Annotated in this window: 21 protein-coding genes; 9 read left to right on the top strand and 12 right to left on the bottom strand. The window is 63.7% G+C overall.

Annotated features, from left to right (window positions below; genetic code table 11):
• Positions 1–119: 119 nt before the first annotated feature.
• The 8 genes from KYE46_RS08440 to puuE form a co-directional block, all read right to left on the bottom strand.
• Entirely contained in the window at positions 120–3,266 is a 3,147-nt protein-coding gene (locus tag KYE46_RS08440) for an efflux RND transporter permease subunit (RefSeq protein WP_219004880.1), read from the bottom strand.
• Positions 3,266–4,504, bottom strand: coding sequence for an efflux RND transporter periplasmic adaptor subunit (locus KYE46_RS08435; RefSeq protein WP_219004879.1), 1,239 nt, complete (start codon positions 4,502–4,504; stop codon positions 3,266–3,268). The genes KYE46_RS08440 and KYE46_RS08435 overlap by 1 nt, the downstream gene beginning before the upstream one ends.
• Positions 4,505–4,508: 4 nt before the next feature.
• On the bottom strand, positions 4,509–5,003 hold the full coding sequence (locus KYE46_RS08430) for a GbsR/MarR family transcriptional regulator (protein ID WP_219004878.1): 495 nt from the start codon (positions 5,001–5,003) through the stop codon (positions 4,509–4,511).
• Positions 5,004–5,165: 162 nt separating this feature from the next.
• Positions 5,166–5,921 (bottom strand): sulfite exporter TauE/SafE family protein, encoded by a 756-nt coding sequence (locus KYE46_RS08425; RefSeq protein WP_219004877.1) that lies wholly within the window; start codon positions 5,919–5,921, stop codon positions 5,166–5,168.
• Between the two features lie 75 nt (positions 5,922–5,996).
• On the bottom strand, positions 5,997–7,430 hold the full coding sequence (locus tag KYE46_RS08420; protein ID WP_219004876.1) for a uracil-xanthine permease family protein: 1,434 nt from the start codon (positions 7,428–7,430) through the stop codon (positions 5,997–5,999).
• A gap of 34 nt (positions 7,431–7,464) precedes the next feature.
• Entirely contained in the window at positions 7,465–7,959 is a 495-nt protein-coding gene (locus KYE46_RS08415) for an ureidoglycolate lyase (RefSeq protein WP_219004875.1), read from the bottom strand.
• A complete protein-coding gene (locus tag KYE46_RS08410) occupies positions 7,956–8,780 on the bottom strand; it encodes a bifunctional allantoicase/(S)-ureidoglycine aminohydrolase (protein WP_219004874.1) in 825 nt (274 codons plus the stop codon). Before KYE46_RS08410 ends, KYE46_RS08415 begins: the two co-directional genes overlap by 4 nt.
• Positions 8,777–10,195 carry an allantoinase PuuE gene (puuE, locus tag KYE46_RS08405; RefSeq protein ID WP_219004873.1) on the bottom strand — a complete coding sequence of 473 codons (1,419 nt, stop codon included), beginning with the start codon at positions 10,193–10,195 and terminating at the stop codon, positions 8,777–8,779. The genes KYE46_RS08410 and puuE overlap by 4 nt, the downstream gene beginning before the upstream one ends.
• Before the next feature lie 144 nt (positions 10,196–10,339).
• On the opposite strand from puuE, the gene uraH reads away from it, so the two are divergent.
• Positions 10,340–10,696 (top strand): hydroxyisourate hydrolase, encoded by a 357-nt coding sequence (gene uraH / locus KYE46_RS08400; protein WP_219004872.1) that lies wholly within the window; start codon positions 10,340–10,342, stop codon positions 10,694–10,696.
• 27 nt (positions 10,697–10,723) lie between these two features.
• On the opposite strand, the gene KYE46_RS08395 is transcribed toward uraH, so the two are convergent.
• Positions 10,724–11,626, bottom strand: a complete 903-nt coding sequence (locus KYE46_RS08395; RefSeq protein ID WP_219004871.1) for a LysR family transcriptional regulator — start codon at positions 11,624–11,626, stop codon at positions 10,724–10,726.
• 124 nt (positions 11,627–11,750) lie between these two features.
• Between KYE46_RS08395 and KYE46_RS08390 the strand changes: the two genes are divergently transcribed.
• The 3 genes from KYE46_RS08390 to KYE46_RS08380 all read left to right on the top strand — a co-directional run bounded on the left by KYE46_RS08390 (position 11,751) and on the right by KYE46_RS08380 (position 16,671).
• A complete protein-coding gene (locus KYE46_RS08390; RefSeq protein WP_219004870.1) occupies positions 11,751–12,998 on the top strand; it encodes a urate hydroxylase PuuD in 1,248 nt (415 codons plus the stop codon).
• A gap of 179 nt (positions 12,999–13,177) precedes the next feature.
• Entirely contained in the window at positions 13,178–15,586 is a 2,409-nt protein-coding gene (locus KYE46_RS08385; protein ID WP_219004869.1) for a GcvT family protein, read from the top strand.
• Positions 15,587–15,675: 89 nt separating this feature from the next.
• Positions 15,676–16,671 carry a hypothetical protein gene (locus KYE46_RS08380; RefSeq protein ID WP_219004868.1) on the top strand — a complete coding sequence of 332 codons (996 nt, stop codon included), beginning with the start codon at positions 15,676–15,678 and terminating at the stop codon, positions 16,669–16,671.
• 94 nt (positions 16,672–16,765) lie between these two features.
• On the opposite strand, the gene clpX is transcribed toward KYE46_RS08380, so the two are convergent.
• The 3 genes from clpX to KYE46_RS08365 all read right to left on the bottom strand — a co-directional run bounded on the left by clpX (position 16,766) and on the right by KYE46_RS08365 (position 20,086).
• Positions 16,766–18,031: an ATP-dependent Clp protease ATP-binding subunit ClpX gene (gene clpX, locus KYE46_RS08375; RefSeq protein WP_219004867.1), complete on the bottom strand. Its 1,266-nt coding sequence runs from the start codon at positions 18,029–18,031 to the stop codon at positions 16,766–16,768.
• A gap of 166 nt (positions 18,032–18,197) precedes the next feature.
• Positions 18,198–18,821: an ATP-dependent Clp protease proteolytic subunit gene (locus KYE46_RS08370; RefSeq protein WP_219004866.1), complete on the bottom strand. Its 624-nt coding sequence runs from the start codon at positions 18,819–18,821 to the stop codon at positions 18,198–18,200.
• 284 nt (positions 18,822–19,105) lie between these two features.
• Complete coding sequence (locus KYE46_RS08365; protein WP_219004865.1) at positions 19,106–20,086, bottom strand: NAD(P)H-dependent flavin oxidoreductase; 981 nt, start codon at positions 20,084–20,086, stop codon at positions 19,106–19,108.
• A gap of 145 nt (positions 20,087–20,231) precedes the next feature.
• Here KYE46_RS08365 and KYE46_RS08360 point away from each other — a divergent pair, with 145 nt between their 5' ends.
• The 5 genes from KYE46_RS08360 to KYE46_RS08340 all read left to right on the top strand — a co-directional run bounded on the left by KYE46_RS08360 (position 20,232) and on the right by KYE46_RS08340 (position 25,639).
• Positions 20,232–20,618, top strand: coding sequence for a SpoIIAA family protein (locus KYE46_RS08360; protein ID WP_219004864.1), 387 nt, complete (start codon positions 20,232–20,234; stop codon positions 20,616–20,618).
• A gap of 94 nt (positions 20,619–20,712) precedes the next feature.
• The gene (gene xth, locus KYE46_RS08355) at positions 20,713–21,495 is read left to right on the top strand and encodes an exodeoxyribonuclease III (protein ID WP_219004863.1); all 783 of its coding nucleotides are present in this window, start codon (positions 20,713–20,715) and stop codon (positions 21,493–21,495) included.
• A 163-nt stretch (positions 21,496–21,658) separates the two neighbouring features.
• Positions 21,659–23,248 (top strand): ABC transporter substrate-binding protein, encoded by a 1,590-nt coding sequence (locus KYE46_RS08350; RefSeq protein ID WP_219004862.1) that lies wholly within the window; start codon positions 21,659–21,661, stop codon positions 23,246–23,248.
• Positions 23,249–23,424: 176 nt separating this feature from the next.
• Positions 23,425–23,862 carry a universal stress protein gene (locus KYE46_RS08345; protein WP_219004861.1) on the top strand — a complete coding sequence of 146 codons (438 nt, stop codon included), beginning with the start codon at positions 23,425–23,427 and terminating at the stop codon, positions 23,860–23,862.
• Between the two features lie 226 nt (positions 23,863–24,088).
• A complete protein-coding gene (locus tag KYE46_RS08340; protein WP_219004860.1) occupies positions 24,089–25,639 on the top strand; it encodes an ABC transporter substrate-binding protein in 1,551 nt (516 codons plus the stop codon).
• Positions 25,640–25,682 lie beyond the last annotated feature (43 nt).

The following is a 25,682-nucleotide window of genomic DNA, read 5'->3' as shown; positions in this document are numbered from 1 at the left end:
CGCACCGGACGCGGCCACCCACGCCGCTCCCCCTTCATCTTGGCAAGTACAACTCTCCGCCGACATCCGCGGGGCGCTACCGCAGCGGCTCCAATCACCCCGAACCAACGAAAATCAGCTCACGCCCGCACAGCCTCCCCCGCAACCGGAACCTCACCTCCCGCGGGCCGATCCCGATCCGCTCGCTTCTCGCCCAGCATCAGCATCGCCGGGGTCACCACGAGGGTCAGGACCGTTGCGATGATCAGCCCGCCTGCGATGGCGCTGGAGAGTTCGGTCCACCACTGGGTCGAGGGCGCGCCGTAGACGATCTCTCGGGTGAAGAAGTTGATGTTCAGCCCGATCACCATCGGCATCAGCCCGAGCGCCGTGGTGATCGAGGTCAGGAGCACCGGTCGCAGACGCTGTGCGCCGGTGCGCAGGGCGGCTTCCAGCGGCGATTGACCGGCGCGTTTGAGGTCATTGTAGGTGTCGATCAGCACAATGTTGTTGTTCACCACGATGCCCGCCAGCGCGATCACCCCGATGCCGCCCATGACGACGCCGAAGGGGCGGCCGGTGATCATCAGGCCCAGAAGGACGCCCGCGATGGAGAAGATGATCGCGCTCATCACGATCAGGCTCTGGTAGAAATTGTTGAATTGGGTGACGAGGATCACGAACATCAGGAAGATGGCCGCGATGAAGGCGCCGACGAGGAAGGTCATCGCCTCGGCCTGGTCCTCGGCCTCGCCGCCGAAGGTATAGTCGACACCTGCCGGCAGCCCGCCGGCCTCCAGCGCGGCGGTCAGGGCGATCACCTGGTCGTTGACCAGCACGCCGGGCGCCACGTTCGCCTCGATCGTCACCACGCGTCGCTCGTCGATCCGGCGGATCGTGCCGACGCGCTCGGTCGGGGCGAAGGTCACGAAGTTCGAGATCGGCACGAGGCCCGAGGCGGTCGGCACCTGCAGGTTGCCAAGCTCGGAGAGGGACCGCTCCTCGTAAGGGAAGCGCACCCGGATATCGAGCGAGCCGTCGGCGTCGTCGGGGCGGTAGTCCGCGACCTCGATGCCGCGGGTGAGAAGTTGCAGGGCCTGCCCCAGAAGGCTCACGTCCGCGCCGTAGCGCGCGGCTTCGGCGCGGTTGACGATAACGGCGACCTCCACACCCGGCAGAGGGCGCGTGTCGGTGACATCGGTGAAGCCCCCGATCTCGGACATGATCTCGCGGACCATGACGACCGCGTCGGCTTGCGCGTCGGGGGACCGGGCGCGGATCTGCAGGTTGATCGGCTTGCCCGCCGCAGGGCCACCGGTCTCGGTCTGGACCTGCACGTCGATGCCGGGGATGTCGGCGACGGCGGCGCGGATCTCGACGCCGATTTCCTCGGCGGTCCGGCGGCGGTCCCAGTCGATCAGCTCGAGCTGGATCGTGCCGATGGTTTCCTCGTCCCCCTGCCCCGCGCTCATGGTGGAGCGGGCGTAGACGCTGGCGACCTCGTCGAAGTCGAGCATCCGGTCCTCGACCATGCGCACCAGCGCGTCGCGTTGGTAGATCGAGAAGTTGTCGCGGGCGCGGACCTGCACCTGCATGACCTCCGGCTCGACCGAGGGGAAGAAGTTGATGCCGTTGCCGAATTGTCCGTAGAGCCCGAAGCTGCCCAGAAGCATCGCGACGGTGAGCACGAGGGTCGCCACAGGGCGCAGGATCGCCCATTGCAGCACCCTTACATAGACCCCGGTCAACCCGCCGATGTCGCGCGGATCGCCGCTTTCGGCGGCCTGCATCGCGGCTTTTGCCTTCGCGGTCTGGGGTTGCTTCTTGCCGATGATGCCGCCCACCACGGGGATGAAGACCAGCGCCATGAAAAGCGAGGCGAAGAGCGTCAGGATCACCGTCGTGGGCAGGAATTTCATGAATTCGCCGACCATGCCGGACCAGAAGAGCAGCGGGAAGAACACGCTCAGTGTCGTGGCGGTGGAGGCGATGATCGGCCAGGTCATGCGCTTGGCGGCAAAGGCATAGGCCTCCTTCGGGCTCGCGCCCTCCTGCAATTGCCGGTCGGCCAGCTCTGTGGTGACGATGGCCCCGTCCACCAGCATGCCGACCACGAGGATCAGCGAGAAGAGCACCACGATGTTCATCGTGTAACCCATCGCCCAAAGCGCCGTGACACCGGCAAGGAAGGCACCGGGGATCGCCAGACCCACGAGGATCGCGGAGCGGAAACCGAGCGCGTAGACGATGACGATCATCACCAGTGCTACGGCGGCGATGACATTGGCCTCAAGATCGCTCAGCAAATCTTCGACCTGCTCGGACTGGTCGTTGAGGTAGGTGATCTCGACGCTCTCGGGCCAGTCGACCTGCATCGCCTCGACCAGCGCGCGGACCTCGTCGACGGTCTCGATGATGTTCGCGCCCGAGCGCTTGGTGATCTCCAGCGCCAGCGCCGGCTGGCCGTCGATCCGCGCAAAGCCGGTGGGATCGTCGAAGGTGCGGCGCACCGTCGCCACATCGCCGAAGGTCACCACGGTGCCGTCGCGGACCAGCACGGGCATATTCATCACGTCCCGTGGATCCTCGATCAGGCCCGGCACGGTCAGCACGATGCGCCCGGCCCCGGTCTCGATGGCACCCGCCGCGATCAGGCGGTTGTTGCGGGTGATCTGGCCGATCAGCTCGTCAAACGAGAGGTCATAGGTCTGGAACACGGTCGGATCGATCAGCACCTCCAGAAATTCGGTACGCTGGCCGCCGATGTCGACCTCCAGCACGCCGGGAAGGCCCTCGATCTGTTCCTGCAGGTCCTCCGCCAGCGCGTTGAGCGTGCGCTCGGGCACCGGGCCGGACAGGATCGCGGTGATGATCGGGAAAAGCGCCGTGTTGATCTCGGTTACGGTGATATCATAGGCGTCGTCGGGCAGCTCGCTCTGCACGCGGTCCACGGCGATGCGGATATCGCTGAGCGCTTCATCGTTGTCGCCGCCGGGCTGAAATTCCAACTGGATACTGGCGGAGCCTTCGGCGGCGAACGACTCCATCGAATCGAGCCCGGTGAGGCCGGCGAACTCCTGTTCCATCGGCTCGATCAGCAGGCGTTCGGCGTCGGTCGGGCTGATCCCGTCAAGGCCGGTGTGCACGTAGAACAGCGGCAACGGCACCTCGGGGTTGGCCTCTTTCGGGATCGCCACATAGGCGAAGGCGCCGACGGCGAGCATCATGACAAGCGCCATGACGACAACGCGCGAGCGCGAGAAGGCGGCGTCGATCAGCGCGTTCATCAGGAGGCCTCCTGCACGCTCGGCCGGACGGTCTCACCATCGTTCACGTAGCCCTGCCCCACGGTGATCACGTCGATCTGTTCCGGCAGGCCGGTCACCCAGATGCCGTCGATTTCCGAGCGCACGATTTCGATCGGGTAGAACTGCACGATGTTTTCGGCATCGACCGTCTTGATACCCAACTGCCCCTCGGGCGAGAGCGAAACGATGGAGGGCGAGAGGAAATGCGCGGTGATCTGGGCGGTGGGGATCGTGACTTCGGCCGAGATCCCGGCCGCGATGGCGCCGTCGGCATTGGGCAGTGTCACCTCGGCCAGAAAGGTGCGGGTGGATTGCACGGCCGAGGTGCCGACGAAGGACACGGTGGCCTCGCGGGTTTCGCCGGTGATGAACGTCACCTGCGCGGGCTGGCCGCTTTCCAGCCGGCTGAGCGCCTGTTGCGGTACCTGAAAAGAGACGGTGAGCGGCGAGTTGTCGACGATGCGCCCGACCTCGGCCCCGGCTTGCACGAATTCTCCGGCGTCGATGCCGAGCCCCTCGATCCGGCCATCGAAGGGTGCCACGATCAAGAGGTTCTCGCGCGCTTCCTCGGCGGCGCTGAGCTGCGCTTCGGCCTGCGCAAAGGCAGAGCGCGCGGTCTGCACCCGGTCCTGGGTGGCAACGCCACGTTCCAGCAGCGTCTCGGCGTTCTCAAGATCGCGCTGCGTGCGGGTGACTTCCTGCTGCGCGCGGGTCAGCTCGGCCTCCACCCGCTCGCTCCCGATGCGCGCGAGGGGGTCACCCTCGCTGACATAATCACCCATGCTGACCATCAGCTCGGCGATATCGCCCGAAGCCTCAGCGCGGATCATCGTGTCGCGGTCCGGAAGGGCCTGACCCTCGGCGTTGAAATAGAGCGTGACGGGCTGCGCGGTAGAGCGTTCGACAGCCACGGCGACGGGCAGCGGCTCGGACACCGCGTCGATTTCCGTCTCGGCTTCCTCGGAAGGGATGATGAAGCCGCTGCCCATCCATCCCACCAGCGCCAACGTCAGCAGGGACGCGATCCAGATCGACCGGGAGGAGCCTTTGTCGGTGTCAAAGCGCAGAGCTGCCGGGTTCTGCGGCGCATCGGCCGGAGCGGCCTCGGGTGCGGCGTCGGGTGCGCGCGTCTCGGCCTGCGGTGTCGCGTCTGGCGCGTCTTGCGGCGATGCGGCCTCGGTGTCGGCGGCGGAGCTTGTCTCGGCGGGTTTGGTCATCAGTCTATTCCTCGGAAACAGCGCCGCGCGGGGCGTCTTCTTGAATGTGGTCGAGGGCGGAGCCGAGGCTCTGGTCCAGAACGGCGTAGAGACCCGCAAAGGCATCGATGCGGGACTTGATATCATCTTTTTCGGGCGGCAGGCGGCGGGCGCTTGCAAGAACATCGTCGCGGGCCTGACGCACCCTCTCCCGCGTGCGTTTGAGCATGTTTTCACAGGGCCTTGCCGCGAGCCGGAAGAAATCCTGTCGCTCGCCGGGCTTGGAGACGCGTTTCAGGATGCCCCAGGTCTCCAGCAACCGCACGCTGGAACTGACGCTGGCCCGGCTGACCTGCAACTGCGCGGCCAGATCCCCGAAGGAGACGGTTTCGTTATCGAAGATGAACAGCCCAAACATGCGCCCTGCTGTCTTTGGCAGGCCATCGTCCTGGGCGATCAGGCCCACTTTCTCGATGAACTCGGACCGAACCGTATCGATCTCGGAAGTCTCTGTCGCCATGCTCTCTCCACTGCGCCTGCGTCGGCCTTCTCGACGATTTTGGCGCCCCTGTAAACTTCGTTCAGTTAAAACTGAACAGAAGGAACGCAACGTCAGGTCAGGCAGATAGGTGCTGTGGCGATAATTGCCAGAGCATGGCCGCTAATCAGGTGGATCGGGCGTTCAGAGGCCCGAGATGAAACGCCAGAAGAAGATCGCGCTCATGCCGAAGCCGATCAGGCCGATGAGTGCGCGCACCGCAGCTTTCGGCAGGCGCCGGGCGAGCGGGGCGCCGGCGTAGCCTCCGACGGTCGCGGCCACCATCATGATGATCGCATAGGGCCATGTGACCAGACCCGCGAGCGCGAAAATGCCCACGGAAATCAGAGAGATCACGAAGCTGAGCCCGTTCTTCAGGCCGTTCATCTGATGGATCTCGTTCATCCCCCAAAGCGCAAACAACGCCAGCAGGACGATCCCGAGGCCGCCGTTGAAATAGCCGCCGTAGACCGCCACGGCGAAGAGGCCCAAGGCGCCTTCAGAGGCGACACCGCGCGCGCGTGCGGCGGCGAATGCGCGGATGTTCTCGCCATAGAGAAAGGCCAGCGTCGAAGCGAGGAGCAGGAAGGGCACGACGGCCGAAAAGGCCTCGTTGGAGGAGACAAGCAGCAGGCCCGAGCCCACCGCTGCCCCGGCCAGCGCGATGGCGCACAGCCGCGCCATGCGCTTGCGATCAAAGGCGGCCAGTTCCTCTCGAAACCCGAATGCCCCTGCGAGATAGCCCGGAAACACCGCCACCGCGCTGGTGGCATTGGCGGCCACGGGCGGCACGCCGACCATGACCAGCGCCGGGAACGTCAGGAAGGTCCCGCCGCCCGCAATGGTGTTGAGCACGCCTGCCCCGAACGCGGCGGCAACAAGGATCAGAATATCGAACATGGGAAGCTGCCTAGCCGAAAAGAAACAGCCCCGCCAGTGACGGCGGGGCTGCATTTGTCGATTTGGGGCAAGGCGTTACTCGCCGGGGATGCTGCCGCTCCCGTGGCCTGCCATGCCGCCCGAGACTTCCTCGGTCGATTCCGCGGCGAGCTCCTCCGGCAGGACGAGGTTCAGCACGATGGCGATCAACGCGGCCGGCAGGAGGCCCGACGTCATCAGGATGCGCAGGGTATCGGGCAGGTATTGCACGGCACCCGGCTCCAGCTGCAGGCCAAGGCCCACCGAAAGCGAGATCGCGAAGATCACCATGTTGCGGCGATTCCAGTTCACGTCCGACAGCATCGAGATGCCAGCGGCCACGACCATGCCGAACATGACGATGACACCGCCGCCCAGAACCTCGATCGGGATGGTGCGGATCACCGCGCCGACCTTGGGCACGAGGCCGCAGAGGATCAGGAACAGCGCGCCGATCGTCACAACGTGGCGGCTCATCACGCCGGTCATGGCGATCAGGCCCACGTTCTGGCTGAACGAGGTGTTGGGGAAGCCGCCGAAGATGCCAGCGATGGCAGTGCCGACACCATCGGCATAGGTCGCGCCGGTGATCTCCTTGTCGGTGGCCTCGCGGCCCGCCCCGCCCTTGGTGATCCCCGAGACGTCGCCCACGGTTTCAACCGCCGAGACGAAGGCCATCAGGCAGAAGCCGACAATGGCGGCAAAGCTGAAGGCGAACCCGTATTTGAACGGCTCGGGCAGAGCGAAGACGGCGGCGCGGTCCCAGCTGGTGCCGATGCCCTCGAAGGTGACCATGCCCATGGCCAGCGCGAAGATGTAGCCCACGATGATGCCGATCACGACGGCCGAGACCGACAGCATGCCGCGCGCGAAGAACTTGAGCCCGAGGGTCACGAGGACCACGACCAGTGCGGCGGACCAGTTCAGCAGGCTGCCGTATTCCGGCGTCCCGATGGCGGGCACGCCGCCCGCGGCGTACTGGATGCCGACCTTGACCAGCGCCAGACCGATCATGGTCACGACCAGCCCGGTCACCAGCGGCGGCAGGGCAAAGCGGATCTTGCCGATGAAGGTGGCCAGAAAGGCGTGGAACAGGCCGCCGATGATGACGCCGCCGAAGAGCGCGGGCAGCGCCTCGACCCCCTGCCCCGCGACGAGCGGGATCATGATCGGGATGAAGGCGAAGGACGTCCCCTGCACGATCGGCAGACGCGCGCCCACGGGACCGAGCCCGATGGTCTGGAACAGCGTCGCGATGCCGGCAAAGAGCATCGACATCTGGATCAGGTAGGTCATGTCCGGGAAGCCGTTGGCGCCCGCATCCGAGCCGAAGCCGAAGCCCGCAGCGCCCGCGATGATGATCGCCGGCGTGACGTTCGAAACGAACATCGCCAGCACGTGCTGGATACCCAGTGGAATGGCGCGATGCAGCGCCGGCGTGTAGTTCGGATCGCGGAGTTGCTCCGGTGTCCCTATCGAATTGTCAGCCATTGTGGTTCCCTCCCGGTTGACTGTCTTAACTGTCCTAGCTGTCTCTTATGATTTGCAGCGGCTCCTCCAACCGATGCTCCTCAAGGTTCTGACCCGGGTTGTCCCCGGTGCCAATTCTGTCGATGACCGCGAACATCCCGCTCCCCGAAAGGGGCGAGAGGACGCCGTGCCACGTATTGCGTGCGATGTTCACCGCGACGTCGTTTCGGGCCGTGAAGGCCTGCGCCGCGCCGGGCTTGCCGCCCGCGTCAGGGGCGACGATCACCAGAAGCTCCGCATCCGACATCGGGATGAAGCACTGCGAGCCCAGCGGATGCCGCTCCAGCAGATCGCAGCTATAAGGCAATTGCCGCAGCTTGCTCTGGAACAGGCTCAGGCCGGGGCGGCCCTCGATGATGTCGATCTCGGCGAGGTCGTTGAACCGCTGGCACATGCCTTCATTGATCGTGATCGGCGCGTCCGTCAGGGCGATGACCTGACCGAAGGGCGCGAAGGCCTCGGCGGTGATGGGGCGCGCGACGAGGGTCACAGGTCCATCCTCGGGTGCCGGTTCACGTCCTTGTAGAGAAGGTACCGGAACCGCCCCGGCCCGCCCGCGTAGCAGGCCTGCGGGCAGAAGGCGCGCAGCCACATGAAATCACCGGCCTCGACCTCGACCCAGTCGGCGTTGAGCCGGTAAACGGCCTTGCCTTCCAGCACGTAGAGCCCGTGTTCCATCACGTGGGTTTCGGCGAAGGGAATGCAGCCGCCGGGCTCGAAGGTCACGATGGTGACATGCATGTCGTGGCGCAGATCGGCGGGATCGACGAAGCGCGTGGTGGCCCAGGCGCCGTTGGTGTCGGGCATGACGTTCGGCGCGATGTCGGCCTCGTTCAGGAACAGCGGATCGGGACGGTCGAGCCCTTCGACATCCTCGTAACGCTTGCGGATCCAATGGAACGAGGCAGGGGCCGAGCCGGTGTTGCGCAGGCTCCAGCGTTCGCCGGCGGGCAGATAGGCATAGCCGCCCTCGGAGAGGGTATGGGTCGCGCCGTCGAGGGTCACCTCGACGCTGCCCTCGGTGACAAAGAGCACGCTCTGCACCCGGTGATCGGGCTCGGGCGTGTCGCTGCCGCCGCCGGGGGCGACTTCCATGATGTATTGCGAGAAGGTCTCGGCAAAACCGGTCAGCGGCCGCGCGAGGATCCACGCCCGCGTCTTGTCCCAGAACGGAAAGGCCGAGGTGACGATATCCATCATCGTACCGCGCGGGATGACGGCGTATGCGTCGGTGAAGACGGCGCGGTCGGTCATCACCTGCGTCTGGGGCGGATGGCCGCCGTGGGGGGCGAAGTAGCTGCGATCACTCATGAAAACATGTCCTTCAGGCGATGAAGCGCGATCCGTTCGACCTGGTGGCAGGCCTCGGCAAACTCGACGTCACGGCTATGGGTCAGGCGTTGGTTAAAGGCGTTAAGGATTGACGCCTTGTCGTGATCGCGCACGGCGATGATGAAGGGAAAGCCAAACTTCGCGACATAGAGCGCGTTCAATTCGGTGAAGGTCTCGCGCTCGGCGTCGGTCAGCTCATCCAGTCCCGCGCCTGCCTGCTCGGCGGTGGATTCCGCGGTCAGCCGCTTGGCCTGCGCCAGCTTGCCGGCGAGATCGGGGTGCGCGGTCAGCACGCCCAGGCGCTCCTCCTCGGAAGCGGTACGGAACTTCCGCGCAAGGGCCGAATGGACGCCCACGGCGCTGTCGTGGGCGGGGCCGAGTTCCAGCCCATGGGCGCGCTCGGCGATCCAGGGGGAATGCTCGAATACGCCGCCGAAGGTGTCGACGAAGGTCTGCTTGTCCATCCGCGAGGGCACCAGCTTGGGCGCGACGTAAGGATGCTCGGCCATCCAATGCTCGGCGATGTCGATGCGGCGCGCGACCCAGACGTCATCGTGAGAGGCCACGTAATCAAGGAACCGCTGCAGGCCCGCGGCGCGTCCGGGACGGCCGATAAGGCGGCAATGCAGGCCGACGCTCATCATCTTGGGCGTGCCCGCCTGCCCCTCGGCATAGAGCGTGTCGAAGGCATCCTTGAGGTAGGTGAAGAAATGCTCGCCGGTGTTGAAGCCTTGGGGCGTGGCGAACCGCATGTCATTGGCGTCGAGCGTGTAGGGGATGACCAGCTGCGGGCGCTCTGCCACGTCGGTCCAATAGGGCAGATCGTCGGAATAATCGTCCGAGACGTAATCGAAGCTGCCATCCTCGGCGACGAGGCGCACGGTGTTTTCCGAGCAGCGCCCGGTGTACCAGCCGCGCGGGGCGGCGCCGGTCACTTCGGTGTGCAGCGCCTTGGCGGCTTCCAGATCGGCGCGTTCGCGCTCGGGGTCCATGTCCTTGTATTCGATCCACTTCAGCCCGTGGCTCGCGATCTCCCACTGGGCGTCCTGCATCGCGGCAACCTGCTCTGGCGAACGGGCCAGCGCGGTGGCCACGCCATAGACCGTCACGGGCATCTTGGCGGCGGTGAACATGCGGTGGAGCCGCCAGAAACCGGCGCGCGCGCCGTATTCGTAGATCGATTCCATGTTCCAGTGGCGCTGGCCGGGCCAGGCTGCGGCACCTACGATTTCGGACAGAAACGCTTCGGAGGCGGCGTCACCGTGGAGGATGTTGTTCTCGCCACCCTCCTCATAATTAACCACAAATTGCACGGCGATCTTCGCCCCGTTGGGCCAGTTCGCCTGCGGCGGCGTTGCGCCATATCCAATCATGTCACGGCAATAACGATCCAAAGTGTCCCTCCTTCGCCTATCTTCGCATAAACCTTGCGTAAGCCTGGGTCTTTCAAGAAATTCTTGAAAGTGTTTCGGTATACAGGTCATTTCCTTGTAAACGCGCTTCCCGCACACTCTTATCGGACGAAGAAGGAGCATCCCATGACCGGCTATCTGACCACCCATGTCCTCGACACCGCGCGCGGTTGCCCGGCGGCGGGTCTGGCGATCACCCTTTACGCGATTGACGGCGACACGCGCCGCAAGCTGGCCGAGGTTACCACCAACGACGACGGCCGGACCGACAGCCCGATCCTGCCTGCGGAAGAATTCGCGACGGGCACCTATGAGCTGGTGTTTCGGGCGGGCGACTACCTGCGAGCGACGGGTCAGGACGGGGATGCGCCGCTCTTTCTGGACGAGATCCCGATCCGCTTCGGCATGTCCGACGCCGCCGCGCATTACCACGTGCCGCTCCTGCTCAGCCCGTTCAGCTACAGCACCTATCGCGGCAGTTAACGCCGTTAACCTTCCGCGCGACGCAGCTCAGCTGAGCGCCGCGCGCAGCTTCTCCGACATGAATTCCATGAAGAACCGGGACTTCGGATCCTGGTTCTTCTTGTGCGGATAGAGCATCGCCAACTGCGCATTCGGCGGCGGCGAGAGCGGGCAGACCCGCACCAGAGCGCCGCTATCGAGGTAGTTCTGAACCTCGAACTGCGGCTTGTTGACGATCCCCCGCCCCTCCAAAGCCCAATTGGTCAGCACGTCACCATCATCGCAGGCGAAGGGCCCGGTGACATCGAACCGCTGGATTCCGTCGGATGTGTCGAGCGACCAGCGAAACTCGGTCGATCCGGGAAAGCGCAGCAGCAGGCAATCGTGATCTTGCTGGATGAGATCCGCCCCCTCCTGCGGCGCACCTTTGCGGGCGATATACTCAGGTGCCGCGCAAAGGACGCGTGGCAGCGTCGCGATCGGCTTCATCATTAGCCCGGAATCGGGCGGATTGCCTATCACGAAAGCCACGTCCAGCCCCTCTCCGGTCAGGTCCAGCGCCCGGTCCGACAGACGCAGACGGGTGTGAACCTCGGGGTATTTGTCGCGAAACAGCGCGATGTTTGGCGCGATCAGCCGCCGCCCGATTCCGAGCGGCGCGGAGACGAAGATCGATCCACGCGGGTTGTGGGTGATCTCGTGCACCGCAGCTTCCGCTTCGTCCAATGCCTCCAGCACCTTCAGAGCCTTCGGATAGAAGATGCGCCCCTGCTCCGTCGGTTGGATCGATCGCGTGGTGCGGGTGAACAGACGGATGCCGAGGGATTTCTCCAACTCACCGATGCGCGAGGAGGCCACCGCAGCCGAGACCTGCAGATCGCGGGCGGCGGCAGACATGTTCTCCAGCTCGTAGACCCGGATAAACATGCGGATATTGTTGATATTGGCCATGATCCCATGGCTAGCACGGGCTGGACGGATTATCAGGATTAATTTGAAGCTGATCGGGATAATAAGGAATTATCAGTCAGTGTCGCCGTCGTGTAGCGTGGCGGGCAAAGGAGAGGCTTGAACCATGTATGATCTCGCTGTTTTCACCGATTGGGCGGCCTTCGCGGTGCGCTGGCTGCACGTCATCACGGCAATGGCCTGGATCGGCGCCTCGTTCTATTTCATCGCGCTCGACCTGATGCTGCGCGAAACCCCCGACATGCCCGAAGGCGCCACCGGGGAAGAATGGGAAGTCCATGGCGGCGGCTTCTACAACACGGTGAAATACAACGTCGCCCCGGCGCGCCTCCCCGAGCATCTGACATGGCACAAATGGCAGAGCTATTGGACATGGCTGTCGGGTGCAGCGCTTCTGGCGATCGTCTATTGGGGCGGCGCAGAGATGTTCCTGATCGATTACGACAAGCTGGAGCTTTCGGCTTTCCAGGCGATCCTGATCTCGGCGGGTTCGCTCACAATTGGCTGGATTCTCTACGATTTCCTCTGCAAGAGCCCGCTCGGCAACCATCCGACGGCGCTCATGGGGCTGCTTTTCGTGATCCTTATCGCCATGGCTTGGGGCTATGATCAGGTCTTCACCGGACGCGCCGCGTTGCTGCATCTGGGCGCGTTCACCGCCACGATCATGACGGCGAATGTCTTCCTGATCATCATGCCGAACCAGCGCATCGTGGTGAAGGATCTGCAGGAGGGGCGCGCCCCCGATGCGAAGTACGGCAAGATCGCCAAGCTGCGTTCCACCCACAACAATTACCTGACCCTGCCGGTCATTTTCCTGATGCTGTCGAACCACTATCCATTGGCGTTCGCGACGGAATATGCCTGGATCATCGCCTCTCTCGTGTTCCTTCTGGGCGTGCTGATCCGGCACTATTTCAACTCGATGCACGCGGGCAAGGGCCGGCCGCATTGGACCTGGGGCGTATCGGCGGTGATCTTCGTGATCATCATGTGGCTGTCCTCGATCCCGATGAACCAGGATTACGACTTCGAGGCCGAGGTGGTCGTGCCGGAGCCCGTGCAATATGTCGTCGACAACCCGCACTTCGAGGAGGTCCGCAATATCGTCATGGGCCGTTGTTCCATGTGTCACGGGGTGGAGCCTGTCTGGGATGGCATCCGATGGGCGCCGCGCGGTTTGCGGTTGGACGACGACGCCCAGATCGCACTGAACGCGCGGATGATCTACCTGCACGCGGGCCGAAGCCGCGCCATGCCCCCCGGCAATGTGACCGGCATGACAGCCGAGGAGCGGGCCGAGATCGTCGAGTGGTATCAATCCCTTGACCGGGATGTTGCCGCGTTGGACTGAGGATTTCTCAGCGGAAACGCTTCGGTGGCCTGTGAGGCGCTGACACACAGATTGACTCGATTATGCACGACGCATGTCGCTGGCCCCTCTCTGACGCCCAAGTTCCTGCATCTGTCGTGCATAGACCAGAATCCACGTAGCCCCTCCCCCAATCTTGCGAAAAGAGAGGGAGAGCCACCATGAGAACCCATGCCCAGGCCGTCGTCATCGGCGGCGGCGTCGTCGGATGCTCGATCCTTTATCACCTGGCCAAGGCGGGTTGGACCGATGTCGTCCTTCTTGAGCGGGACGAGTTGACCTCTGGCTCCACCTGGCACGCGGCGGCCAACATCCACGGGTTGCACGACAGCACGAATATCTCTCGGCTGCAGCATTACACGATGAACCTTTACAAAGAGTTAGAGGAGGAAACCGGCCAATCCTGTGGCGTGTTCCAGCCGGGCTCCCTCTATCTTGCGCAGACCGAAGACCGCGAGCACCAGCTGCGCCTGCAGGAGGCGAAGGCGCGGCGCTACGGGATGAACTTCCACGAGGTCAGTCGCGACGAGGCCGAGCGCCTGCATCCGCTGGTCGATTACGACGGCATCCGCTGCATCATGTTCGAGCCCGATGGCGGCAACGTCGACCCCTCTGGCGTGACCAACGCCTACGCCCTCGGCGCGCGACAGAGAGGCGCCGAGATCATCCGCTTCTGCCCTGTCATCGGCACCGAACAACAGCCCGACGGCAGCTGGATCGTGCGCACCGAAAAGGGCGACATCCGCACGCCCTGGGTGGTGAACGCCGCCGGTCTCTGGGCGCGGGAAGTTGCGGCGATGGCGGGAGTGGAATTGCCGCTGATCCCGACGGAACACCAGTATTTCGTAACCGAGACAATCGCTGAAATTGCCGCGCGGGACAGCCGCCTGCCCTCGGTCGCGGACCGTGACGGCGAGTATTACCTGCGTCAGGAGGGTCAGGGCCTGCTGGTCGGCGCCTATGAGAAAGGCATGCGTTTCTGGGCCGAGGATGGCACGCCGCAAGGCTTCGGCCACGAGCTCTTCGCTGATGATCTGGAGCGGATCGAGCCCAACATGATGCGTGCGATCGACCGCGTGCCGGCGGTCGGCATGGCGGGGATCAAGCGGGTCATCAACGGGCCGATGATCTGGAGCCCCGATGCCAGCGCCCTTTTCGGCCCCGTGCCCGAGCTGAGCGGCTATTTTTGCTGCTGCGGGATCATCCCCGGCTTCTCGCAAAACGGTGGACTGGGCAGGCTCGCGGCGGAATGGATGGTCGAGGGCGAACCGTCGCTCGACCTCTTCGGATGGGACCTCGCACGCTACGGCCATTGGGCAGGCAAGGCGTTCACCAAGGCGCGGGTGGAGGATCAATACGCCCACCGTTTCAAGATCCACTTTCCCGGCGAAGAACGCGCCGCGGGGCGCCCGGTCCGCCAGAGGCCGGTCTACGACATGCAGGCCGAATTGGGCGCCAAGTTCGGGTTGAACTACGGATGGGAACACCCTGCTTTCTTTGACAAATCTGTCGAAGACAGCGCCGGGTTTGCAAGACAGCCGTGGTGGGAATCCGTGGGGCGCGAGGCGCGCTTGGTGCGGGAGAAAGCGGGCATCATCGACATCTCGAATTTCGCCAAGTATCGCGTCGCGGGTCCCGGCGCGGAGGCATGGCTCAACGCGCTTTTCGCCAACCGGATGCCCCGCGAAATTGGCCGGTCCTGCCTCACGCCCCTGATCGGCAAGCGGGGCGGCGTGGCGGGCGATTTCACCGTCACCAAACTCGGACAAGACGAGTTCTGGGTGCTCGGCGGCGGTGCGGCGGAACGCTACCACCTGCGGTTTTTCCGGCAGATCCCCCTGCCCGCAGGCACAACCTTCGAGAGCCTCACCGAGGAAACCTGCGGCTTCAACGTCGCAGGCCCCTTGGCGCGCAAGCTCCTGTCGCGGCTCACGAATGCCGACCTCTCCAATGGTGCCTTCCCGTTCTTCCGCTCGGCCCGGATAACCGTCGGCGGGGTCGAATGCGTGGCGATCCGGGTGTCATTCACCGGTGACCTCGGGTGGGAGTTGCACTGCGCAGAACGGGACCAGATCGCGCTTTATACCGCTCTGCTCGAGGCGGGCGCGGAGTTTAGGGCTGGCCCAGTTGGCAGCCGGGCCCTGATGTCGTTGCGGTTGGAGAAGGGCTATGGCTCTTGGGGTCGAGACTACTCGCCGGAGTATTGGCCGCAGGAGTCGGGGCTCGACGGCCTGATCAAGCGCGACAAAGATTTCCTCAATAAGGACAATTGGTTGAAGATCGCGGACGCGGCCCCGCGCGAGAGCATGGTTCTTCTCAGCGTCGATGCGAGCATCGCCGACGCCTCGGGCGCGGAACCGGTGTTCCTGCCCGACGGCACTCCGATCGGTCAGGTGTCCTCGGGCGGATACGGCTACTCGGTCGGTCAATCCCTCGCGTTGGCCTACATCAAAGCGGGCAGCGCCGCGCCGGGTGACGCGGTTCAGGTGGCAATTCTGGGCCGGCCCCACACGGCCCGCATCTTGCCCGCCCCACCTTTCGACCCGGAGGGGCGGCGCCTGCGGCAATAGGATGACGTGGCGCCACTAACCCCGTGACCTGCGGAGGCTTTTCCCGCTATACTCGGGCAAAACAATTGGCCGAGCAGCGGGACAGATGCATGGCGCGCAAAGCGACCCCCTTCAACGTGATGACCGTGGGCCAGAACGGCCGTTTGCAATACGAAGCCGTGCTCTTCGCGGCGTCTTTCCGCGCGGCGAACCCTGAGTTTCCGGGCAAGCTATACGTTGCCGAGCCGCAACCGGGACCGCGGTGGTCGAAAGACCCCCGCATGGCGGATAATGCTGTCCGCAACGCACTGGCGGAGCTTGGCGCGGAGATCATCCCGTTCGAAAACAAGCACTTCGGAGAGGCCTATCCCTACGGCAACAAGATCGAAGCGCTCAAGGCCTTGCCGAAAGGTGAGCCCTTCGTCTTCTTCGATACCGACACGCTGATTACCGGCGACCTCATGGAGGTGCCCTTCGACTTCACGAGGCCGAGCGCCTCGCGCCGGGTCGAAGGGACCTGGCCGAAGATCGAGCTTTACGGCCCCGGCTACACGGCGACGTGGAAGTCGCTCTACGACATGTTCGGGCTCGATTTCGCGTCGTCGCTGGATACCTCGCACCCCGATGAATACTGGCGCCGCTACCTCTATTTCAACGCCGGATTCTTCTACTATTCCTGCCCGCACGCGTTCGGCGAACGCTTTACCGAATACGCCGTGCGTATCCGCGATGAGGGGCCGCCGGAGCTGGTGTGCCAGACCCTTGATCCGTGGCTCGACCAGATCGCATTGCCCCTTGTCATTCATTCCTTCGGAGGCGGTCGCGAGGCGCTCGAACCGGGATGGCTCGATGGGAAAACGTCTTGTCATTACAGGGTCTTGCCGCTGCTTTATGCGCGAGAGAGCCAGCACGTCGTTGACACGCTGGAGGCGGTCGCAGCGCCTAACAAGATCAAGAAGGTGCTCAAGCCTTACGAGCCGATGCGTCGGATGATCTTCCAAGGCAAAGGCGACAAGGCGCGCGCGTTGTTCGACCGTGAGAACCTGCCGCGGCGCGAGCAGCAGATCCGGAACACCCTCAAACGCGAGAAGCTTTGGCTGCGTTAACGGGGCCTATGCGCCGCAATCCAACGGATGACCACATGAAAAATCCCGGCTCCTGCGTCAGGAGCCGGGATCATTTCGTCGCGAGTTGAATGGCTTAGCCTGCGGAAGCGGGCTCTTCCTTCTTGCGCTCGGCGTAGATCATCAGAGGTTGCGTATCGGAGGTTACAGCCTCCTCGTTAACCACGACCTCTTCGACGCCTTCAGCACCCGGCATCTCGAACATCGTGTCGAGCAGAATGTCTTCCATGATCGACCGCAGGCCACGTGCGCCGGTTTTACGGGCGATGGCGCGCTTGGCGATGGCCTTCATGGCGTCGTCGGTGAAGGTCAGCTTCACGTCTTCCAACTCGAACAGACGCTGGTATTGCTTGACCAGCGCGTTCTTCGGGCCGGTCAGGATGGTGACGAGCGCATCCTCGTCCAGGTCTTCCAGCGTCGCGATCACGGGCAGACGGCCGACGAATTCGGGGATCAGGCCGAATTTCAGCAGATCTTCCGGCTCGAGATCTTTGAAGTATTCGCCAACGGACTTCGCCTCGGGATCGCGCACATCGGCGCCGAAGCCCATGGCGGACCCCTTGCCGCGCTGCGCGATAATCTTGTCGAGGCCGGCAAAGGCGCCACCGCAGATGAACAGGATGTTCGTGGTGTCGACCTGCAGGAATTCCTGCTGCGGATGCTTGCGCCCGCCTTGCGGCGGCACGGAGGCGACGGTGCCTTCCATGATCTTCAGAAGTGCCTGCTGCACCCCCTCGCCCGAGACGTCACGGGTGATGGACGGGTTGTCGGACTTGCGGGTGATCTTGTCGACTTCGTCGATATAGACGATGCCGCGCTGGGCGCGTTCGACGTTGTATTCGGAGGCCTGCAACAGCTTGAGGATGATGTTTTCCACATCCTCGCCGACATAGCCGGCTTCGGTCAGCGTCGTCGCATCAGCCATGGTGAAGGGCACATCGAGGATCCGCGCCAGCGTCTGCGCCAGCAGGGTCTTGCCGCAACCGGTCGGGCCGATCAGCATGATGTTGGATTTCGCCAGTTCGATGTCCGACTTGTCGGAGTGATTCAGGCGCTTGTAGTGATTGTGCACCGCGACCGAGAGGACCCGCTTGGCGTGGGCCTGACCGATCACGTAATCGTCCAGCACGCCGCAGATCTCCAGCGGAGTCGGCACGCCGTCGTCGCTTTTCAGCCCGGCGCTCTTGGTCTCTTCCCGGATGATGTCCATGCACAGCTCAACGCATTCATCGCAGATGAATACCGTGGGGCCCGCAATCAGCTTGCGCACCTCGTGCTGGCTTTTCCCACAGAACGAGCAATAAAGCGTGTTCTTGGAATCGTTGCCGGAATTACTTGCCATATCATCCACCTTACGCGGGCCCTCACGCGGCGAGAGGGCCGCAAACACCAGTCATATTACCGGATTTTCACCAAACCTAGAACAGGCATGCCCCGGTCACAATCGCAAATTCCCAAGACCTTTCGCGGCGCCCCGATTAGCGGGCCGCCGCGCATCAGGTCCGGGCTCAGTCAGCGTCTCCGCCGCGCTTCTCGACGATCTCGTCGACATGGCCCCATTTGAGGGCCTCTTCCGGGGTCATCCATGTGTCACGGTCCAAGGCGCGCTGGATCGTGTCATAGTCTTGCCCAGTATGCTTAACATACAGTTTATAGAGCCGCTCCCGCGTGGCTTCGATCGATTTGGCGCTGATCAGGATGTCAGACGCCGTACCGCGCGCGCCGCCGGAAGGCTGATGCACGAGGAACTCGGCGTTCGGCAAGGCGTAACGCATGCCCTTCTCACCACCCACGGCGATGACCGAGCCCATCGACGCTGCCATGCCGCAGACCAGGGTCGAAACCTTGGGCCGGATATACTGCATCGTGTCGTAGATGCTCATCCCCGCCACGACGGAGCCGCCGGGGGAGTTGATGTACATGGAGATTTCCTTGGAGGGATTCTCCGCCTCGAGGTGCAGGAGCTGCGCGACGATCAGGCTCGACATGCCGTCATGCACGGGGCCGTTCACGAAGATGATCCGCTCCTTCAGAAGGCGCGAGAAAATGTCGTAGGCGCGCTCACCCCGGCTGGTCTGTTCAACCACCATGGGGACGAGGTTATTTTCAAAGTAGTCTACCGGATCGTGCATCTCGCCTGCCTTATCAGAATATCTGTACCGTCGGAGTCTATGTCTCGCTCTGGGGCGCTGCAAGGGCACCATCCATCGAATTCGCGCCGCTTGGCCAATCCTTTGGTCATACGAGCGGGAGTGGTGCTACGGCACGCCGAGGGTCGCGACCTGATCCCGCAGGCTGTGGGATCAAGACGGTTCGGTTGAAGATGTTGCAAATCAGCAAGCAAACTGGGGATAACACCGCGTGCGTTTGTGTTCAGACGTTGCAAATAGTCTGGAACCCGGTTCCCCGTCGCACCTCAGCTACAGAGAGCGCTCCGTGCCTCGCGGTACTCTCGGTCCAGTTTATCCACAAGCGCGCGGGCGGGGCCGACTGACTTCACGGCACCGATCCCTTGGCCGGCGCCCCAAACCTGACTCCAGGCTTTTGGCTTCGAGCTGCCTTCGGCAAAGCTCATCGACTTTGCGTCCGCGGATTCCAGCGCATCGGGGTCCATTCCGGCGGCGGCGATCGAGGGCTTGAGGTAGTTGCCCGAGATGCCGGTGAACAAGGAGGAGAGGACGATATCCTCGGCCCCCGAATCCGCGATCATCTGTTTGTAGGCCGGCATGGCGTTTGCCTCGTTCGTCGCGATGAAGGGCGAGCCGATGTAGGCCAGATCCGCGCCCATCGCTTGCGCGGCCAGCACTGCGCCGCCGGTGGCGATGGAGCCCGACAACAACAGGGGTCCGTCGAACCACTCGCGGATTTCCTGCACCAGCGCGAAAGGCGATTGCGGCCCCGCGTGCCCCCCTGCCCCGGCAGCCACGGCGATGAGGCCATCGGCCCCCTTCGAGATCGCCTTCTTTGCGAACGTATTATTAATGATATCGTGCAACGCTATGCCGCCACAGGAATGCGCCGCATCGTTCACCTCTTCCCGCGCCCCGAGGGAGGTGATCCAGATCGGCACGTTCCAGCGGGCGCAGATTTCGAGGTCGCGCTCCAGCCGTGTGTTCGACCGATGCACGATCTGGTTGACCGCATAGGGCGCGGCCGGCTTGTCGGGGTTTGCCTGGTTCCAGGCGTCGAGGGCTTCGGTGATCTGCTTCAGCCATGCCTCAAGCGCGATCGGGTCTCCGTCCTTCTCCCGCGCGTTGAGCGCTGGAAACGATCCGACGATGCCCGCGCAGCACTGCGCGATCACCAGTTCGGGGTTTGACACGATAAACAGGGGGCTGCCCACGACTGGCAGACGCAACCCCTTAAAAACGCTTGGCAATTCTCTTTTATTTGGCATGTGGGCCTCCCTCGCGCCGACGCTAGCGCGGTGCTTTGGGATGGGCAAGAAGAACGCTCCGTCACAACATCTGCGTTGATCAGGATCAATGCGCGCTGCGCCGCGTTGTGGCATAGTAAACCTGTCCAACGCAAAGGAGACCACGATGACCGAAGCGCATTTCAATGTAGAGCGGACCGGCCCCAATTCCTTGCGGATCACGATGGCGGGCGCGCTGGACGCCGTGGCGATGGAGGCCGGGTTGCAGGCGCTCACGCTGGAGATGGACGGCATGGCGCACGGCGATCTGATGATGGTCGATCAGGGCGCGGCCTGGCCAAGCCTCGGCGCGATCGGGGTGGAGCTGCGCCACTGGCCGCAACTGATGCACATGGTCCAGCAGATCGACCGCGTGGCCTTTGTTAGCCACAACCAGTTCTTCCGCTCGGCGGCAATGGTGGAATCGGCCCTGATCCCCGGTCTGGAGATCCGAAACTTCAGCGACGAAGCCAGCGCGGCGGCATGGCTGGCGGAAGAGCGGGCCGAGGACTGAGGGCCGCAAAGCTCCGCTTGGCAAGCGCGCGGCAAAGGGGCAAAACGGGCGGACGCGGCCTCCTCCGGCGGCGCCCAAGCAAGGAACTCGGCCGATGCGGATCGCAACATTCAATATCAACGGCGTGAAAGCGCGCATCAACGCGCTGACCGACTGGCTGGATGAGGCAAAACCCGACGTGGCCCTGTTGCAGGAGATCAAATCCGTCGATGAGGGCTTCCCCCGAGAGTTGTTCGAGGACCGAGGCTACACGGTCGAGACCCACGGCCAGAAGGGCTTCAACGGGGTCGCGATCCTTTCGCGCCTGCCCCTCGAGGATGTGCGCCGCGGGCTGCCGGGCGATGACAGCGACGAACAGGCGCGCTGGATCGAGGCGACGGTGATCGGGGATAGCGAGGCAGTGCGGGTCTGCGGTCTGTATCTGCCGAACGGAAACCCGGTGCCGGGGCCGAAATACGACTACAAGCTGGCGTGGATGGCACGCATGCACATCCATGCCGAGATGCTGCTGGCCAGCGAGATGCCGGTGGTGATGGCCGGCGATTACAACATCATCCCGCAAGACGAAGACGCCGCCCGCCCGGAGGCTTGGCGCGAAGATGCGCTGGCCCGCCCCGAGAGCCGCGCGGCCTTCCGGCGGCTGTTGAACCTCGGCTTCACGGAAGCGTTTCGCGCCTGCAATCAGGCGCCGGGCATGTATTCGTTCTGGGATTATCAGGCCGGTGCTTGGAACCGGAATGATGGCATCCGGATCGATCACCACCTTCTGAGCGCCGAGGCTGCCGATCTTCTGCAAGATTGCTGGATCGAGAAGGAAGTCCGGGGACGTGAGAAGCCGTCGGACCATGTTCCCGTCTGGATCGAGCTGGCCGCCTGAGGGCTGCGGTCCGTCGCCAGCAATCGCCCGCCACGTTAACCTTGCGCCAGCCGGTCACGCCCGTGTCGTTCTTGAACTGGACAATACGCGTGCGACGCCAATAGTCTCCTTTCGACGGCAACGACCGTCAGCTAATACAAGATAACCAACCGGGAGACCCCTTATGACCCATCGAATGTTCGCGCTTGGCGCGGCGTTGCTGGCGACGACTGCCATCACGGCCACGTCGCTTTCGGCTGAAACCCTGCGCTGGACGCGTGCCTCCGAGGCGCTGACACTGGACCCGCACAGCCAGAACGAAGGGCCGACCACGACCCTGATGCACCAGATCTACGACCCGCTGATCGTCCGCAACATGGCCGGTGAGATGGAGCCCGCCCTGGCCACCTCATGGGAGCCGAGCGAAGAGAACCCTAACGTCTGGGTGTTCCAGATCCGCGAAGGCGTGACCTTCCACGGCGGCGAAACTTTTGATGCCTCCGACGTGGTCTTCAGCCTGAACCGCGCCATGCAGGAGACCTCGAACTTCAAGGAACTGCTCTCGGGCGTGGTCGATGTTCGCGCGACCGGCGATTACACCGTCGAGATTGAAACCGAGGGTCCGAACCCGCTCCTGCCCAACAACCTCACCAACATCATGATGATGGACGAGGGTTGGTCGGTCGAGAACGGCGCCGAGAACGTGCAGGATTACGCCGCCGGCGAAGACACCTTCGCGGCGCGCAACGTCAACGGCACCGGCGCCTTCGTGCTGGAGAGCCGTGAGGCGGATGTTGAAACCGTCCTGAGCCAGAACCCCGAGTACTGGGGCATGGACATGTTCCCGATGGACGTGACCGAGATCATCTTCACCCCGATCCAGAACCCCGCCACGCGTCTTGCCGCCTTCCTCGGTGGCGAAGTGGACTTCGTGCAGGACGTGCCGGTGCAGGATCTGGAGCGCGTGGAAGCGGCAGACGGCATCGGCCTTGGCACCGGACCGCAGAACCGGGTCATCTTCTTCGGCATGAACGTCGGCGCCGATGATCTGGAGCGGGACGATGTGGAGGGCGCCAACCCCCTCGCCGATCCGCGTGTGCGTCAGGCGATGGACATCGCGATCAACCGCGAGGCGATCCAGCAGGTCGTGATGCGTGGCCAGTCGGCACCCGCGGGCGTGATTTCGCCTCCGCCGGTACACGGCTGGACCGAAGAACTGGACGCATATCCCGCCTATGACGTGGAAGCGGCGCAGGCCCTGATGGACGAGGCCGGCTATTCCGATGGCTTCTCGATCCAGCTCGATTGCCCGAACGATCGCTATGTCAACGACGAGTCGATCTGTCAGGCGACGGTGGGCATGCTCGCCCAGATCGGCATCTCGGTGAACCTCTCCGCCCTGCCCCGCGCGCAGCATTTCCCGCTGATCGCCAACGGCGAAACCGACTTCTACATGCTCGGTTGGGGCGTGCCGACCTATGACGCGGAGTATATCTTCAACTTCCTCTACCACACCCGCACGGACGAGCGTGGCAGCTGGAACGGAACCGGTTTCTCGGATCCCGCGATGGATGAGATGATCGTTTCCCTGTCGTCGGAGACCGATCTCGAAGCGCGCGACGCGACCATCGCCGGCCTGTTCGAGATGGCGGAAGAGCAGTTGATCTACCTGCCGATCCACAACCAGGTCCTGAACTGGGGCATCTCGGACGCGTGGTCCACGCTCGTGGATGCCGACGATCAGGTGAAGTTCAAATATTTCGAACTGAACTGAACCTGAAGGTTAACACCGTTAACCTGCTGAAATCTCAGAGCCTGTCCGGAGTTGCCTCCGGACAGGCTTTTTCCTGCCGGAGCCTGCGGCGGTTGATCAGGATCAATGCAGAAGCGCGATGCTTCTGGCAGGGTCACAGGCACGAACCCGCGTGACCCATTGAAAGGACTGCCCCCATGTTCACTTCCATCGTCGTCGCGATTGACGGCTCGGACGCCGCCAACAACGCGCTTGAAACCGCTTGTGGACTCGCCAAGACCTTCGGGGCCGAGCTGCATCTGATCCATTCGCCACAGGTCGAGACGACCTCGGTCGCCGTGGGTTACACGGTTGTCGACCTGCCGATCACGCCCGAACAGATCAAGGCGGCCGGCCAGGCGGTCATCGATGCCGCGACCACGAAAATCTCCGAGGCGGGCCTGACCGTATCCAGCACGACCATTGGTGATGACGATCCTGCCGATGACGTTCTCAATACCGCGAAGCTCAATGATGCCGATCTGATCGTCATGGGACGGCGCGGTCTTGGGTCCGTGGCCAGCCTGTTCCTCGGCTCGGTCAGCCAGAAAGTCTCACGCGGGGCGGAGTGTTCCTGCCTGACGGTGCACAGCTAACCTCCGCGCAACTTCAGGAGATGGCGCCTCTGGTATCATCGCTCAGAGTCTGCAAACGCAGGCGCTTGGCGCGCGCCTCGGCCGGCCGCGCCGCACTTTAGACTTGCGAAGTTTCACAACTTCGTGATCCTCTCGCCCCTCGCGCTGGAAATGACAATACGCCACCCTGTCGACCGATAAGCGCCCCTACGGCGCAGATACAACCTACCTCTGGGGAGAGACATTCATGAACCGCCTTCTCACCGCGAGCGTCCTTGCGCTTGCCACCGCCATTCCGGCGCAGGCCGAGACCTTCCGCTGGTCTGCCACCACAGACCCGCAGACGATGGACCCCCACGCGGTATCCTCTGCCCCGGTTCTGGGTTTTCTCAACAACGTTTACGAAGGCCTCGTGCGTCGCGGCCGTGACATGTCGATCGAGGCTGCGCTGGCTGAATCGTGGGAGCCCCTGCCCGACGGCGCAGGCTGGCGCTTCAACCTGCGTGAAGGCGTGACCTTCCACGACGGCGCGGCGTTCAACGCCGATGACGTGCTGTTCAGCTACGAGCGCGCAAGCTCCGAGGACAGCGATGTTTCCAGCTGGTTCGCCACGGTGTCCGGCGTCGAGGTCGTGGACGATTACACCGTCGACATCCTCACCACGTCGCCGCAGCCGATTTTCCCGGACTCCATCGCCAACTGGATGATGATGGACAGCGATTGGGCCGCGGCCAACGATGCCGAACGGCCGGCGCGCGACTCCGAGAACTACGCCACCCGCCACGTCAACGGCACCGCGGCATTCATGCTGCAATCGCGCCAGCCGGATCTGGAGACGGTCCTCGTGCCCTTCGACGGCTGGTGGGGCGAGGTCGAGCACAATGTGACCGAAGCCATCTTCACCCCGATCCAGAACTCCGCCACGGCCGTTGCGGCCCTGCTCGCCGGTGACATCGACCTGATCGACCCGGTGCCGGTGCAGGACGCCGACCGTGTGAATGCCGCCGATGGCGTCCACGTGCTGTCGGGGATCGAAGCGCGGGTCATCATGCTCGGCTACGGTCACGATCACGAGACGCTGCTCAACGGAGAGCCGAACATCTTCTCCGACGTGCGCGTGCGTCAGGCGGTGGCCCATGCGATCAACGTGCCGGCGATCCTTCAGACGATCATGGGCGGCAACGCGGAAGCGGCAAGCCAGCTTGTCTCGCCCGCGATGCGCGGCTTCTCCGAGGCCAACGCGGCGCGCCCCGTCTACGATCAGGACATCGCGCGTTCCCTCATTGCCGAAGCGGGCGCCGAGGGCGCGACGTTCAACCTGTCCTGCCCCAACGACCGTTACCTGAACGACGAGGCCGTCTGTCAGGCCGTGGTCGCGATGCTGGCGCAGGTCGGCCTGAACGCGCAGCTGGAGACGATGCCGGTGTCGAACTACTGGCCCGAGCTGCGTGCCGACAATTTCGACATGTATCTTCTGGGATGGTCGCCCGGCACCTTCGACGCCGAGCACCCGCTGCGTTTCCTTGTCCACACCAACAACGAGCGTCTGGGCACCTGGAACTTTGGGGGCTACTCCAACCCGCGCATCGACGAGCTGTTGCCCCTTATCCAGTCCGAGATCGACCCTGACGCCCGTCAGGCGATGCTGGACGAGGCCGCAGCGATCGTTCAGCGCGACGCGGTCTACAACACGATGTACGTGCAGCCCCTCCTCTGGGGTGTCGCCGACGGCATCGAACTGACGCAACGTCCCGACAACTTCTTCATCCTGCGTTGGGTGCAGGTGGGCGTCGAGTGACGATCTGATCTTCGCTCCGGGGGCAGCTCACTGCCGCCCCCGG

Source organism: Gymnodinialimonas ceratoperidinii (assembly GCF_019297855.1).
In the GTDB taxonomy this organism is placed as follows: domain Bacteria; phylum Pseudomonadota; class Alphaproteobacteria; order Rhodobacterales; family Rhodobacteraceae; genus Gymnodinialimonas; species Gymnodinialimonas ceratoperidinii.
Note: the sequence above shows the minus strand (reverse complement) of the source record. Positions and strands in the feature narration are given on the sequence as shown.

Excerpts from the sequence above, each read along its gene's own strand:
- KYE46_RS08420 (WP_219004876.1), bottom strand. The coding sequence starts at position 7,430 with ATGGCTGACAATTCGATAGGGACACCGGAGCAACTCCGCGATCCGAAC.
- clpX (WP_219004867.1), bottom strand. The coding sequence starts at position 18,031 with ATGGCAAGTAATTCCGGCAACGATTCCAAGAACACGCTTTATTGCTCG.
- KYE46_RS08365 (WP_219004865.1), bottom strand. The coding sequence starts at position 20,086 with ATGCCAAATAAAAGAGAATTGCCAAGCGTTTTTAAGGGGTTGCGTCTG.
- KYE46_RS08425 (WP_219004877.1), bottom strand. The coding sequence starts at position 5,921 with ATGTTCGATATTCTGATCCTTGTTGCCGCCGCGTTCGGGGCAGGCGTG.
- uraH (WP_219004872.1), top strand. The coding sequence starts at position 10,340 with ATGACCGGCTATCTGACCACCCATGTCCTCGACACCGCGCGCGGTTGC.
- KYE46_RS08410 (WP_219004874.1), bottom strand. The coding sequence starts at position 8,780 with ATGAGTGATCGCAGCTACTTCGCCCCCCACGGCGGCCATCCGCCCCAG.
- KYE46_RS08390 (WP_219004870.1), top strand. The coding sequence starts at position 11,751 with ATGTATGATCTCGCTGTTTTCACCGATTGGGCGGCCTTCGCGGTGCGC.
- KYE46_RS08395 (WP_219004871.1), bottom strand. The coding sequence starts at position 11,626 with ATGGCCAATATCAACAATATCCGCATGTTTATCCGGGTCTACGAGCTG.
- KYE46_RS08345 (WP_219004861.1), top strand. The coding sequence starts at position 23,425 with ATGTTCACTTCCATCGTCGTCGCGATTGACGGCTCGGACGCCGCCAAC.
- KYE46_RS08435 (WP_219004879.1), bottom strand. The coding sequence starts at position 4,504 with ATGACCAAACCCGCCGAGACAAGCTCCGCCGCCGACACCGAGGCCGCA.
- KYE46_RS08385 (WP_219004869.1), top strand. The coding sequence starts at position 13,178 with ATGAGAACCCATGCCCAGGCCGTCGTCATCGGCGGCGGCGTCGTCGGA.
- KYE46_RS08380 (WP_219004868.1), top strand. The coding sequence starts at position 15,676 with ATGGCGCGCAAAGCGACCCCCTTCAACGTGATGACCGTGGGCCAGAAC.
- KYE46_RS08360 (WP_219004864.1), top strand. The coding sequence starts at position 20,232 with ATGACCGAAGCGCATTTCAATGTAGAGCGGACCGGCCCCAATTCCTTG.
- KYE46_RS08440 (WP_219004880.1), bottom strand. The coding sequence starts at position 3,266 with ATGAACGCGCTGATCGACGCCGCCTTCTCGCGCTCGCGCGTTGTCGTC.
- KYE46_RS08340 (WP_219004860.1), top strand. The coding sequence starts at position 24,089 with ATGAACCGCCTTCTCACCGCGAGCGTCCTTGCGCTTGCCACCGCCATT.
- KYE46_RS08430 (WP_219004878.1), bottom strand. The coding sequence starts at position 5,003 with ATGGCGACAGAGACTTCCGAGATCGATACGGTTCGGTCCGAGTTCATC.
- KYE46_RS08370 (WP_219004866.1), bottom strand. The coding sequence starts at position 18,821 with ATGCACGATCCGGTAGACTACTTTGAAAATAACCTCGTCCCCATGGTG.
- KYE46_RS08350 (WP_219004862.1), top strand. The coding sequence starts at position 21,659 with ATGACCCATCGAATGTTCGCGCTTGGCGCGGCGTTGCTGGCGACGACT.
- xth (WP_219004863.1), top strand. The coding sequence starts at position 20,713 with ATGCGGATCGCAACATTCAATATCAACGGCGTGAAAGCGCGCATCAAC.